At 74.1% G+C, this 12,414-nt stretch carries 12 protein-coding genes; 9 read left to right on the plus strand and 3 right to left on the minus strand.

Annotation, left to right across the window (positions count from 1 at the left end; translation table 11 throughout):
* Positions 1 to 42 precede the first annotated feature (42 nt).
* Both TNCT6_RS05665 and TNCT6_RS05670 read right to left on the minus strand, forming a co-directional pair.
* A complete protein-coding gene (locus TNCT6_RS05665) occupies positions 43 to 516 on the minus strand; it encodes an indole-3-glycerol phosphate synthase (protein ID WP_172632809.1) in 474 nt (157 codons plus the stop codon).
* A gap of 198 nt (positions 517 to 714) precedes the next feature.
* A complete protein-coding gene (locus TNCT6_RS05670; protein ID WP_141357197.1) occupies positions 715 to 1,542 on the minus strand; it encodes a pyrimidine reductase family protein in 828 nt (275 codons plus the stop codon).
* 37 nt (positions 1,543 to 1,579) lie between these two features.
* Between TNCT6_RS05670 and zapE the strand changes: the two genes are divergently transcribed.
* The 9 genes from zapE (at position 1,580) to TNCT6_RS05715 (ending at position 11,638) form a co-directional block, all read left to right on the plus strand.
* Positions 1,580 to 2,716, plus strand: a complete 1,137-nt coding sequence (gene zapE, locus TNCT6_RS05675) for a cell division protein ZapE (protein ID WP_141357200.1) — start codon at positions 1,580 to 1,582, stop codon at positions 2,714 to 2,716.
* Positions 2,717 to 2,815: 99 nt separating this feature from the next.
* On the plus strand, positions 2,816 to 3,394 hold the full coding sequence (locus tag TNCT6_RS05680; RefSeq protein ID WP_141357202.1) for a carbonic anhydrase: 579 nt from the start codon (positions 2,816 to 2,818) through the stop codon (positions 3,392 to 3,394).
* A 110-nt stretch (positions 3,395 to 3,504) separates the two neighbouring features.
* On the plus strand, positions 3,505 to 4,470 hold the full coding sequence (locus TNCT6_RS05685) for a slipin family protein (RefSeq protein ID WP_141357204.1): 966 nt from the start codon (positions 3,505 to 3,507) through the stop codon (positions 4,468 to 4,470).
* A gap of 380 nt (positions 4,471 to 4,850) precedes the next feature.
* Positions 4,851 to 5,423 (plus strand): YbhB/YbcL family Raf kinase inhibitor-like protein, encoded by a 573-nt coding sequence (locus tag TNCT6_RS05690; protein WP_141357206.1) that lies wholly within the window; start codon positions 4,851 to 4,853, stop codon positions 5,421 to 5,423.
* A gap of 88 nt (positions 5,424 to 5,511) precedes the next feature.
* On the plus strand, positions 5,512 to 6,384 hold the full coding sequence (locus TNCT6_RS05695; protein ID WP_141357208.1) for a polysaccharide deacetylase family protein: 873 nt from the start codon (positions 5,512 to 5,514) through the stop codon (positions 6,382 to 6,384).
* 71 nt (positions 6,385 to 6,455) lie between these two features.
* Positions 6,456 to 7,205: an aminoacyl-tRNA hydrolase gene (locus TNCT6_RS05700; protein ID WP_141366145.1), complete on the plus strand. Its 750-nt coding sequence runs from the start codon at positions 6,456 to 6,458 to the stop codon at positions 7,203 to 7,205.
* Between the two features lie 194 nt (positions 7,206 to 7,399).
* Entirely contained in the window at positions 7,400 to 8,800 is a 1,401-nt protein-coding gene (locus tag TNCT6_RS05705; RefSeq protein ID WP_141357210.1) for a DUF692 domain-containing protein, read from the plus strand.
* 117 nt (positions 8,801 to 8,917) lie between these two features.
* Positions 8,918 to 9,742 carry a TIGR04222 domain-containing membrane protein gene (locus TNCT6_RS05710; RefSeq protein ID WP_141357212.1) on the plus strand — a complete coding sequence of 275 codons (825 nt, stop codon included), beginning with the start codon at positions 8,918 to 8,920 and terminating at the stop codon, positions 9,740 to 9,742.
* A 237-nt stretch (positions 9,743 to 9,979) separates the two neighbouring features.
* On the plus strand, positions 9,980 to 11,638 hold the full coding sequence (locus TNCT6_RS05715) for an alpha/beta hydrolase (RefSeq protein ID WP_141357214.1): 1,659 nt from the start codon (positions 9,980 to 9,982) through the stop codon (positions 11,636 to 11,638).
* A gap of 42 nt (positions 11,639 to 11,680) precedes the next feature.
* Here the strand turns inward: TNCT6_RS05715 and hemQ are convergent, their stop codons facing one another.
* Positions 11,681 to 12,412, minus strand: coding sequence for a hydrogen peroxide-dependent heme synthase (gene hemQ, locus TNCT6_RS05720; protein WP_141357216.1), 732 nt, complete (start codon positions 12,410 to 12,412; stop codon positions 11,681 to 11,683).
* Positions 12,413 to 12,414: the final 2 nt, after the last annotated feature.

A 12,414-nucleotide genomic window follows, 5' to 3' on the forward strand; every position in this document is an offset into this window, starting at 1 on the left:
TACGACGGTGCGCGCGCCCCCGTGCGGGGGCGCCGCCCAAGCCTATGCCTTGCTGTGGGAGAAGAGCTTCAGGACCGGTACGCCCACCTTGTGGCGGGCCCGGGAGGCCCAGTCGCGGTGGAAGAACTCCTCCACGTAGTGCGGGTCGGTCAGGACGATCACCTCGTCGGCGTCGACCTCGGCGACCAGGGACTTCAGGGCGTCCAGCGGGTGGTCCTCGACGAGCCGGCCGTCGGCCCGGCTGCCCGCCGCGCGCAGCGCGAGGAGGGACACGTCCAGGGCCTGCTCCCCGGCGCCCTTCGCGGCCGCGCCCTCGGGGGTCTCGCCCTCGCGCGCCGCCTCGTCGAGTTCGCCGAGCGCGATGTCGTCGATGGCCCGCAGCAACCGGTCCGCCTGATCCCCGCGCGGCTGGAGCAGCACGTGGAAGAACACCGGCTCCTCGCCGTGCAAGGTGGTGACGAACTCCACGTCGGCGGACGTCAGGGCCTTCTCGATCATCAATACGCTTGTGAACACCAGGCGCCCTTTCTCCTCCGAGGGTCCCTGGACCCTCCGTCTCCCTCCACGGGCCGTAGCAGCCCCTGCGGAAACCATCCTGCCCCGTGATCGCACGGGTATCGCGGGATTTGGCGCACCCGGCGCACACGGACCGGAACAATTGATTCCGCTTGCCCGGAGCGCGAGCCCCCGGGCAGCCGGACGGCGGGGCTCCGGTCAGGGGCGGCGGTACCTGCCGAACAGGAAGCCGTCGTCCTCCAGCAGGGAGGCCAGGGTGAAGCGTTGCGGGACCGCGACGGAGGGACCGCCCGCGATGCGCTGGGCGTCACCGGCGGTGAGCATCGGGGAGACCGTGAGGCACATTTCGTCGAGGACGCCGGACGCCACCATCTGACCGAGCAGGCGGGGGCCGCCCTCGGTGAGCAGGCGGGTGTGACCGAGTTCGGCCAGCGCCCGCACGGCGCGGGCGGGGTCGACGCCGGCGCCGTCACCGGCGATCACCACCCGGGCGCCCGCCTTCTCCGCGGCCGCGATCCGTTCCGGGGCCGCCGCCGCGCCCGTGAGGACCAGCGTGGGCACCAGCGGCGAGGTGAACAGCGGCAGCGAGAAGTCCAGCTCCAGGCTCGCCGTGACGATCGCGATCGCCGGAGCCGGGCCCTGCCCGGCCGCCTCCCGCAGCGCCGCGAACTCCGCCCGGGCCCGGGCCGGGCGGTACCCCTCCTGGCGTACCGTCTCCGCGCCGACCACCACCACGTCGGCCAGTGCCCGCAGGGTGCCGAAGATCCGCATGTCGGCGGCGCTGGAGATGGGCTGCGAACGTCCCTCGTGCTGGGCGGCCCCGTCGAGGGTGGCGACCATGTTGGCGCGCAGCCACGGCTCCCGCCCCGCCACCCCGCGCTGGGGGTAGGCGTACGCGGCGGCCAGCTCGGCGAAGGTCCACTCCCGGTCCACGAGGGCGCCGGGCGCGCTCGTACCACCGGCCCCGTGCGGCCCCTCCGGGGTCTGGGCTGCTGTTTCGTCGGTCACAGGGAACAGGCGTCGCATGACGTGCAGTGTTCCACGCCGCTTACCATGGGGAACCGTGTCGTCCTCCACAACCGCCTCCGGGCTCAGCTCCCTGACCGCCGCGGCCCCGCTGTCCCTGTGCGCGCGCGAGCCGCACGTCCCCGCGGACCGGCTGGTCGCCGAGATGGTGCCGCCGCCGCGCTTCGACTCGGTGCGCTTCGCGACGTACATCCCGGACCCGAAGCAGCCCAGCCAGACCGAGGCCGTCGGGGTGCTGGACGACTTCGCCGCCGGACTCGGCGTGGCGCCCGCGCCCGGCTCCGGCAGACGCGGCCTGTTCGGCTTCGGCAGGAGCAGGACCGACGACAGGGGCCGGACGAAGGGCAAGGGCAGGGCCGCCGGTGCCGGGCCCCGCGGTGTGTACCTCGACGGCGGTTACGGCGTCGGCAAGACCCACCTGCTGGCCTCCCTGTGGCACGCCACCCCGGCCGAGCCCGCCCGCAAGGCGTTCGGCACCTTCGTGGAGCTGACCAACCTGGTGGGCGCCCTCGGCTTCCAGAAGACCGTCGAGACCCTCTCCGGCCACCGCCTGCTGTGCATCGACGAGTTCGAACTGGACGACCCGGGCGACACCGTTCTGGTGTCCACCCTGCTCGGCAGGCTGGTCGACGCGGGCGTCGCGCTCGCCGCCACCTCCAACACGCTGCCGGGCAAGCTCGGCGAGGGCCGCTTCGCCGCCACGGACTTCCTGCGCGAGATCCAGGGCCTGTCCGCGCACTTCCGCGCGCTGCGCATCGACGGCGAGGACTACCGCCACCGCGGCCTGCCCGAGGCGCCGGCGCCGTACTCCGACGAACAGGTGACGAAGGCGGCGTACGCCACCGAGAACGCCTCGCTCGACGACTTCCCGCACCTGCTGGACCACCTCGCCAAGGTGCACCCCAGCCGTTACGGCGCCCTGACCGACGGGTTGGCGGCCGTGTGCCTCACCGACGTGCGGCCGGTGCCGGACCAGTCGACGGCGCTGCGGCTCGTGGTGCTCGCGGACCGGCTCTACGACCGCGAGGTGCCCGTGCTGGCCTCCGGACTGCCCTTCGACCGGCTGTTCAGCGAGGAGATGCTGAACGGCGGCTACCGCAAGAAGTACTTCCGCGCGATATCCCGCCTGACCGCCCTCGCCCGGGACGCCAAGGGGCTCGTCGAGACGCACTGACGCGACAGCGCCCCGGCGGACGGCTCCCCGGGGTCTACCGTGTCTCCTGGCCAGTTCTTGATCGTTGGCCGGTCCGCGCCGGAGACACGGAGTCACCCCATGCAGCCCCTGATCCACAACGCCCGTACGTTCGGACGGCGCCCGGAGGACTTCGCCCGGCTCGCCGAGGGCCAGTCCCCCGAGGTCCTGTTCATCGCCTGCTCCGACTCCCGGGTCGTGCCGGCCCTGATCACCGGCGCCCGGCCCGGTGAGCTGTTCGAGTTGCGCACCGCGGGCAACATCGTGCCGCCCTACGCCTCGGCACGGCCCACCGCCGAGGCGGCCACCATCGAGTACGCGGTGGAGGTGCTGGGCGTCGGCGACATCGTCGTCTGCGGCCACTCCCACTGCGGTGCGGTCGGTGCCCTCGTGCGCGGGGACGACCTCGACGCCGTGCCCGCCGTACGGGACTGGCTGGCCCACGCGACGCCCCGGCCCACCGGAGCCGTCGAGGACCCCGCCGTCGCCGAGGGCGTCCAGAGCCACGCCCTGACCCAGCTGCTGCGGCTGCGCTCGTACCCGTGCGTCGAGAAGCGGCTCGCGGACGGCCGGCTCACCCTGCACGCCTGGTACTACGAGGTGCACACCGGCGCGGTGCTGGCGCACTGCCCGCGGACGGACGCCTTCACGGCCCTGTGACGGGCCTGTGAGCCGGGGCCGTCCGGCGACTCGACCATGACCTCGGAGCGGGCATATCGTTGAAGCGGCGCATAACGCGCATATCGGCGACCGGTCGAGGAGTCCTCGTCATGGTGCAGGAACTGGTGACCGCCGTGATCAGCGCGGGCTGCGTGGGGTTCGTGTACCTCGCCGCGGCGATGCGGGTCGTCAAGCAGTACGAGCGCGGGGTGGTGTTCCGCCTCGGGCGGCAGACCGGCGAGCCGCGGCCGCCGGGCCTGGCCATGATCATCCCGTTCGCGGACCGGCTCTACAAGGTCAACATGCAGATCGTCACGCTGCCGATCCCGGCCCAGGAGGGCATCACCCGGGACAACGTGACGGTACGCGTGGACGCGGTCGTCTACTTCAAGGTCGTCGACGCCTCCAGCGCGCTCATCCGGGTGGAGGACTACAAGTTCGCGGTCTCGCAGATGGCGCAGACGTCCCTGCGCTCGATCATCGGCAAGAGCGACCTGGACGACCTGCTGTCCAACCGCGAGAAGCTCAACCAGGGGCTGGAGCTGATGATCGACAGCCCGGCCGTCGGGTGGGGCGTGCAGATCGACCGCGTGGAGATCAAGGACGTCTCCCTGCCGGACACGATGAAGCGGTCCATGGCCCGGCAGGCGGAGGCCGACCGGGACCGGCGCGCCCGCATCATCAACGCGGACGCGGAATTCCAGGCGTCGAAGAAGCTGGCCGAGGCGGCCCAGCAGATGGCGGACACGCCCGCCGCGCTGCAACTGCGGCTCCTCCAGACCGTGACGGCGGTCGCCGCCGAGAAGAACTCCACCCTGGTCCTGCCCTTCCCGGTCGAACTGCTGCGCTTCCTGGAGAAGGCCCAGCGGGAGCCGGAGCCGGAGCCGCACCGGAGCCTGGACCGCAGCGCCGCACCGGCGGCTCCCGGCCCGCCCGAACAGCTGCCGGAGGGTGCGAGGGCAGCCGCGGATGACGGCGACCCCGCCCCCGAGGAGGCACCGATCACGCCCGTGCGGAGCACCGCCGACGCGGTCACCCCCGACCCGGACGGCAGCGCGGCCCGCACCAGGAGCTAGGGTCTTTCGTTTGGATCAGGCCGGATCAGGGAGCGGGGTCTGGTGCCGTGCATCGCGAGGCGGAGGAGGGCGGCAGGGCGGAGCCGTGCCGACCGACGACAACGCGGCTGGGGGTACCCCCCTGCTCGAAGAGCTTGGGGGAGCGGTGCCAGGGCCCGCGAGCCCGGCATGATCCAAACGAGAGGCCCAGGTGCCGCGGCGGGCGACGTCTGCCCCTGAAGGAGCGGCGTCCGACGCGTCAGGAATGCCGGGCGTCGCGACGGGGCGAACGCTGTCCGTCGCGGCACTGGCTTGCCTCCGGCCCATCCCCGTACCCCACCCGTCCCCCGGTCGGCCCCGCGCGGTGGCGGCGCCGTGGGGCCGTCGTTAGCGTGCGAGGCATGCGCAGCCGGTTCGTGGGGGTTGTCCTGATCGCGACGCTGGGGGGCGTCGCGGGGTGCGGTGGCGGCGGGGGCTCGGGGGCCGCCACGCCGAGCGACTCCGGCACCGCCTCACTCGGTGCCGCGGGTCGGATCACCGTGTCGAGTCCGGCGTTCACCGACGGCGGCACCGTTCCCGGCCGCTACACGTGCACCGGGTCGGACGTCTCGCCGCCGCTGGCGTTCTCCGGGGTTCCCGCGGGCACGGCGGCGCTGGCCCTGCTGGTCGAGGACCGGGACGCCCCGGGAGGCACGTTCACGCACTGGCTGGTCTGGAACATGGACCCGCGCACCACGAGCCTGCCGACGGGCGCGACCCCGCCGGGAGCCGCCCAGGGGCGCAACGACTTCTCGAAGACGGGCTACAGCGGCCCCTGCCCGCCCCCGGGCAAACCCCACCGCTACGTCTTCACGGTGTACGCCGCCGACCGCCGCCTCGCCCTGAGGCCCGACGCCACGGCCGCCGACGTCCGACGCGCGCTGAGCGGCCACACCCTCTCCACCGGCACCCTCACCGCCCGCTACGGCCGCTGAGCCGGGACCGCGGCGCCCGGCCACCGGCCGGGTGACCGTACCGCCGTGCCGCCGTTCTCGTGATCGGAGAAGGTCATATGTTCATCGTGTGATCACACTTGTACGACGCATCACCGCCGTCTGCGCTCTCAGCGCCGCCCTGGCCGCCTGCGGCGGCGGCACCGAGGCGTCCCGCACCGGTATGACGGCCCCCGCCACGTCCGCGTCGGCCTCCCCCTCCGCTCCGGCCAGGCCCTCGCCCTCCCGGCCTCCGGCCCTCACCCCGGGACCCGGCGGTCTGACCCCCGTCTTCAGCCACGGCCCCCGCACCAAGGGGAAGACGGTCGCCCTCACCTTCGACGCCGACATGACCGCCGACGAGGGACCGCGCGCGGCGGCGGGCGAGCACTTCGACAACCCGGAACTCATCGCCACCCTGCGCGCACTGAAGGCGCCGGCCACGGTGTTCATGACGGGTCGCTGGGCCGAGCAGTACCCCGACCAGGCCCGCTCCATCGGCAGCGACCCCCTGTTCGAGCTCGCCAACCACTCCTACAGCCACTACGCGTTCACCGCGAACTGCTACGGCCTGCCCAGAGTGCCCGCCAATCGGATGCGGTCGGACGTGGAGGGCGCGTACGCGGCGTTCCGCAAGGCGGGCGTGCCGCACGCGATGCCGTACTTCCGCTTCCCCGGCGGCTGCTACGACCAGCAGTCCCTGCGGGCGCTCAGCGGTCTCGGCGTCACCGCGGTGCAGTGGGACGTGGTGAGCGGAGACGCGTTCGCGACGAACGCGGACGCCGTGGTCCGGCAGGTCCTGGACGGGGTCAGGCCGGGCTCGGTCGTGGTCATGCACTGCACCCGCAGCGCCGCCCCCACCACCGAGCGCGTGGTGCGCGCCGTCGTACCGGAGCTGCGCAAGAGGGGCTACCGCCTGGTGAAGGTCTCCGACCTGATCGGCGCCTCGACCGACCGCGCCTGACGGACCGGCCGGCTCTCGGGGAATCGTCCGCGGGCCGGCGCGCTCCGGCGGCCGGTCACCCGGCTGGCAGACTGGACGCCGTGAGCACCGACGAGAGCACCACCGCCACCGCCCCGCAGGACAGCCCGTTCCGGTCCGAGCCCGGCGCACGCGACCAGGCACGGCAGTTCGTGCTGCCGCTGGTGGTGCGGATCGAGCGGGCCGCTCCCCCGGCCCGTACGGACGCCCTGGAGACCGCGGCCCGAGCGGTCCTGGTGCTGCTCGCCGACGAGCGCTCGGCCGGTGACGGGGAGTGGGCGCGGGCCGTGCGGGACTGGCAGGACGCCCGGATCCGCAAGGTGGTGCGGCGGGCGCGCGGCGCCGAGTGGCGGCGGGCCGAGGCCCTCCCCGGCATCACCGTGACCGGGGGGACCGCGCAGGTGCGGGTCTTTCCGCCCGTGCCGCTGGACGGCTGGCCCAAGGACCTGGCGAGGCTTCAGGTCTCCGGCACCGAGCTGGACGACGCGGAGCCGCCCGCCGCGCCGGACCCGGCCGTCCCGGTGCTGTGGATGAGCCCCGGCCTGGAGATGTCGGCGGGCAAGGCGATGGCCCAGGCGGGTCACGGCGCCCAGCTCGCCTGGTGGGAACTGTCCGAGGAGCAGCGCACGGCCTGGCGGGACGCGGGCTTCCCCCTCACCGTCCGCACCGCGGGCCCCGCCCACTGGCGGGACCTCACCTCCGGCGGACTGCCGGTGGTGCGCGACGCCGGCTTCACGGAGATCGCCCCCGGCTCCTGCACGGTCGTCGCCGACCACCCCGCGCTGCGGCCGGGCCTGATCTAGTGCCGCGACCGTGATGGTTCACCGGCTCGCGACGCCGCCCGGCAAACCCTCCGGTCGCCGAACTGGCTCCCCCGGCGGGCTTAGCTCAAATGTTGCTCTGAAGGTGCGGGCGGCGGGGTTCGGGTCCCGGCGTCAGGGCCATACCCCGGTCACGTGCGCCGTGTGGAGGCGGGCAAGAGGGGGGCGAGAGCACGATGGAGCGGCTGGGGACGGGGATCGGGTGGCGGCCGGAGATCGCGGACGCCGTGGAGGAGATGCCGGGCGTCGACTGGGTCGAGGCCGTCGCCGAGAACGTGTGTCCCGCACACCTTCCCGAGTCACTGCTGCGCCTGCGCCGCCGCGGGGTGACCGTGGTGCCGCACGGGGTCTCGCTCGGCCTCGGCGGGGCCGACCGGCCGGACGAGGGCCGGCTGACCGCCCTCGCCGAGCGGGCGCAGGCGCTCGGCTCGCCGCTGGTGACCGAGCACATCGCGTTCGTGCGCGCGGGCGGCGTACTGACCGCCTCCCCGCGGCTGGAAGCCGGGCATCTGCTGCCCGTGCCGCGCACCCGCGACGCCCTCGACGTGCTGTGCGAGAACGTCCGGATCGCGCAGGAGGCGCTGCCCGTGCCGCTCGCCGTGGAGAACATCGCCGCGCTGCTGGCCTGGCCGGACGAGGAGCTGACGGAGGGCCAGTTCCTGTACGAGCTGGCCGACCGCACGGGTGTGAGGCTGCTGATCGACGTCGCCAATCTGCACACCAACCACGTCAACCGGGGAGAGGACCCGGCCCGGGCGCTGGCCGAACTCCCCCTCGAAGCCCTCGCGTACGTCCATGTGGCGGGCGGCCTCGAACGCGACGGTGTCTGGCACGACAGCCACGCACACCCGGTGCCGCGGCCGGTCCTCGACATCCTGACCGACCTCGCCTCACGCGTCGCCCCGCCGGGGGTCCTGCTGGAGCGCGACGAGAACTTCCCCGAACCGGCTGAGTTGGAGCGGGAGTTGGCGGTCATCGGAACAGCGGTGGAGTCGGGGCGTACGACGGCCCGGCGGGCGGCCGACCCCGCCCCGGCCCCCACTCCAACCCCCGGTCCCGGCCCTGACCCCGACCCCGGCCCCGCCACCGGCCCCGGCCAGGCGCCGGACGCCGGCGGCCGCGGTGCGCCCGGACCGGATCCGCGGGCGGCCGGCGGCACCGGGCCCGCCCGGCAGCGGCTCGCTCTCGCACAGACCTCGCTGCTGTCGGCGCTCGTCGCCGGGACGCCCGCGCCGGAGGGGTTCGACCGGGTGCGCATCGGCGTGCAGGCGCGGTCGCTGGCCGCGAAGCGGGCGGACGTCGTGGCCAAGGTGGCTCCCGAACTGACGGTGTTGCTCGGCGAGGGGTACCGGACCGCGTTCCTCGCGTACGCGCAGAGGCACCCGATGACCGGCGGCTACCGGCAGGACGCCCTGGACTTCGCGGAGTCGCTGCTGCTCGCCGACGGGCCCCGGAACGCGGGCATCCGGCGGGAGTTGCGGGAGTGGTGGCTGGACCGCTCGGGGCCGGCGCCGCGGTCGCGCCGACCGGCGGTACGGGTGGCCCGCGCGGCCCAGCGGGTGCTGCTGCGCCGCTGAGCCCGGCCACGACGCCCTGACCTCGGAAAACAAACGGAACGTCACATACCGGCCACACTCTGTCCGGATGGCGAACAAGGCATGGCGTTTCCCAGGCCTCTGGCATAGAAACGCGTCATGTTCTGGGTCCTTCTCCTGCTCCTGGCCTGGGCCTTCGCGGGCACGGCGTGCCTGCGGCTGTGCCTGGCCGCGGTACGCGCCGCGGCCGTCGACGTGGACGCGGGCCGGGGCCGCGATCTGACGCTCTATGAGGCGGCGTTCCTCTCGGGCGGACCGGCGCGGGTCGCCGATCTGACCCTGGTCTCCATGGCGCGCCAGCGCCGGCTGCTGCTCGCGCACACCGGCTGGGCGACGGTCGTGGATCCCCGCGGGCGGGACGAGATGGAGCGCTCCGTCATAGGGGCGATCGGCCCGGAGGGACAGTCCCGGATCGCGCCGGTGCGCGCGGCCGCGGCCACCGCGGACGCGGTGCGCGGCCTCGCCGACCGGCTCGTCAGCGCCGGTCTCGCCGTGCCGGACGGGGACGGGTCCACGATCGCGGCCGGGGTCCGCCGGGTGCGGACGGCCACGCTGGCCGTGCTCGCCCTGGGCGCGACCGCGCTGCTGCTGCCCGGCCCGACCGGGATGCCCCGCGAGCTGATCGCCCTGTGGTTCGCGCTGCCGCTCACGCTCACCCTGAGCTGCCTGGCCATCGCCCGCTTCGAGGTCCACCCGTACTCGCGTTGGGCGTCCCCGGCCGGACAGCGCCTGCTCGGCGCGCTGAACCGGCGGGTGGACGGCGCCGGTGACGAGCGTACGTATCTGGCGTCCGTGGCCGTACACGGCATCAGCGCGATCGGCGAACCGAACCTGCGTGCGGCCTTCGCCCATCGCGACCAGCCCTCGCCCGACCGTCCCTCGCACGGCGGGCCCCCGCACGGCCGGGCCCTCCGGGACGGGTAGCCCGCGACGCGACCGGCCCGGGCCAGGGCCAACGGGCGTATGGGCCAACGGGCGTGGGGGCGTACGGGCCAACGGGCATACAGACAGCGGTGCGGGCCGGAGCGCGCGCCCGGCACCAGCGCTCGCGCGGGGCGCGACGGGCGCATCGGCGCCGACACCGGCGGGACGGTGCTTGCCCTCCCCACCGGGGCGACGAAACATCCCTTCTGTCGCTGCCGTGCACCGAAGGGATACGCGATGACCGCTGCCGCCGTCTGGACGGCCGCCGGGTCCCTGGTCCTCACCGCCCTCGCCGGCGCCCCGTCCTCGGGCGCCGCGCGCCTTCCCGGCACCGCGGCGGAACTGCGCGGCACCGTCGTGGCAGCGGCGCGCGCCCGCGCGGCCGGAATCGACTTCGGCGCGTGCCCGAAGGCGCGGGACCTGCCCGGCACCCTGGAGTGCGGCACGGTCCCGGTGCCCCTCGACTACGCGCACCCCGACGGCGAGCGGATCCGGCTCTCCGTCAGCCGGGTGCGGGCCACCCACACGGACCCTCGCAACAGCAAGCGCAGAGTGCCCCGTCAGGGCGCCCTGGTGTTCAACCCGGGCGGTCCGGGCGCCGACGGCACCTCCTTCCCGCTCATGGGCCTGCTGCCGGAGTGGAAGCGCGTCGCCGCCGCGTACGACCTCGTCGGCTACGCCCCGCGCGGGGTGGGCCGGTCGGCCCCGCTGTCCTGCCAGGACCCGAAGGGCTTCTTCAAGGCGCCCGCACCCGCGCCGACGCACCCCTCACGGGCGTACAAGGAGCGGCGCGTCACCGAGGCCAAGGCGTACGCGAGCGGCTGCGCCCGGCGCGCGGGCCAGGCGCTGCGGCACTACAACTCCCTCAACAACGCCCGCGACCTGGACGTGCTGCGGGCGGCGCTGGGTGAGGACCGGCTGACGTTCGTGGGCGCCTCGTACGGCACCTACTTCGGCGCGCTGTACGCCACGCTGTTCCCCTCGCACGTACGCCGGATGGTCTTCGACGCGGCGGTGAACCCGGCGCCCGAACGGATCTGGTACCGCAACAACCTGGACCAGTCGGCCGCGTTCGAGGCGCGCTGGGCGGACTTCCGGGAGTGGACGGCCCGGCACGACGACGTGTACGCGCTGGGCCGCACGGCCGGGCAGGTGCAGAGGAGCTACGACAGGGCGCGGGCGCGGCTCGCCGCCGAACCGGCGGGCGGCTCGGTGGGGCCGGGGCAGTTGCAGGGCCTGTTCCTGACGGCCGGGTACTACGACGACCACTGGCCGGGCAGCGCCGAGGCCCTGTCGGCGTATCTGAAGGGCGACCCCGAGCCGCTGGTCGCGCTGGCGGCCCCGCACCGGGAGGGGGCCGCCGAGGCGGAGAACGGCAACGCGGTCTACACGGCCGTGGAGTGCAACGACGCTGCCTGGCCGGCGGACTTCGAGGTCTGGGACCGGGACAACACGCGGCTCGCGCGGGTGGCGCCGTTCGAGACCTGGAGCAATGTGTGGGCGAACCTGCCGTGCGCCTACTGGAAGGCACCCCGGCAGCGGCCCCTGGATGTGCGGACCTGGCCGGGTGAGCTGCCGCCGACGCTGATCCTGGCCGCCGAACGGGACGCGGCCGCGCCGTACGACGGTGCCCTCGAGCTGCGCCGGCGCCTGGCCGGTTCGGTGCTGGTGACCGAGCGGGGCGCGGGCACGCACGGCATCGCGGGCGGGCCGAACGCGTGCGTCAACGCGTATCTGGACGCCTACCTGCTCCAGGGCCGCCTGCCGGTGCGGCAGGCGGCGTGCGCCCCGCGCGCGGAGCCGAGGCCGGACGGCCCGACCTTCCACGAGTCCCGGGCACGCCAACTGCGTGAGGCCCTGAAGAACGCCACCGGCCGGCCCGGCGCCACCCGCTGACCGAGCCGGTCCCGGGGTCCGGCCCCGGGACCGGGCCGGGTGTCAGGCCAGACCCGCCACCAGCTCGGCGATGTCCTTGCGGCGCCCGGTGAAGAACGGGATCTCCTCGCGGACGTGCCGGCGGGCCTCCGAGGCGCGCAGGTGCCGCATGAGGTCGACGATGCGATGCAGCTCGTCGGCCTCGAAGGCGAGGACCCACTCGTAGTCGCCGAGGGAGAAGGACGCGACCGTGTTGGCCCGCACGTCCGGGTAGCCCCGGGCCATCTTGCCGTGGTCGGCGAGCATGCGGCGGCGGTCCTCGTCGGGCAGCAGGTACCAGTCGTAGGAGCGCACGAAGGGATAGACGCTGACGTAGTCGCGCGGCGTCTCGTCGGCGAGGAACGCCGGGATGTGCGAGCGGTTGAACTCGGCGGGACGGTGCAGCGCCATGTTCGACCACACCGGCTCCAGCGCGCGGCCGAGCCTCGTGCGGCGGAAGAGGTTGTACGCCTCCTGGAGCTGGTCGCTGGTCTCGGCGTGCCACCAGATCATGAGGTCGGCGTCGGCGCGCAGGCCCGAGAGGTCGTACGTGCCGCGGATGGTCACGTCCTTGGCGGCGAGCTGGTCGAACAGTTCCTGGACCTCGTCCGCGTAACCCGCGCGGTCCTCGGGAAGCAGGTCCTTCAGCTTGAAGACGGACCACAGCGTGTAGCGGATGACCTCGTTGAGGTCCTTGGCCAGCTTGCCCTTGTTCGGGATCCTGCCGGAGTCGGTGGTAGGAGCGTCGTCACTCATGA

Source organism: Streptomyces sp. 6-11-2 (genome assembly GCF_006540305.1).
Taxonomy (GTDB): domain Bacteria; phylum Actinomycetota; class Actinomycetes; order Streptomycetales; family Streptomycetaceae; genus Streptomyces.

Coding starts and splice junctions, on each gene's coding strand:
- TNCT6_RS05690 (WP_141357206.1), top strand. CDS start 4,851: ATGCGCAGCCGGTTCGTGGGGGTTGTCCTGATCGCGACGCTGGGGGGC.
- TNCT6_RS05685 (WP_141357204.1), top strand. CDS start 3,505: ATGGTGCAGGAACTGGTGACCGCCGTGATCAGCGCGGGCTGCGTGGGG.
- TNCT6_RS05705 (WP_141357210.1), top strand. CDS start 7,400: ATGGAGCGGCTGGGGACGGGGATCGGGTGGCGGCCGGAGATCGCGGAC.
- hemQ (WP_141357216.1), bottom strand. CDS start 12,412: ATGAGTGACGACGCTCCTACCACCGACTCCGGCAGGATCCCGAACAAG.
- TNCT6_RS05710 (WP_141357212.1), top strand. CDS start 8,918: ATGTTCTGGGTCCTTCTCCTGCTCCTGGCCTGGGCCTTCGCGGGCACG.
- TNCT6_RS05670 (WP_141357197.1), bottom strand. CDS start 1,542: ATGCGACGCCTGTTCCCTGTGACCGACGAAACAGCAGCCCAGACCCCG.
- TNCT6_RS05680 (WP_141357202.1), top strand. CDS start 2,816: ATGCAGCCCCTGATCCACAACGCCCGTACGTTCGGACGGCGCCCGGAG.
- TNCT6_RS05715 (WP_141357214.1), top strand. CDS start 9,980: ATGACCGCTGCCGCCGTCTGGACGGCCGCCGGGTCCCTGGTCCTCACC.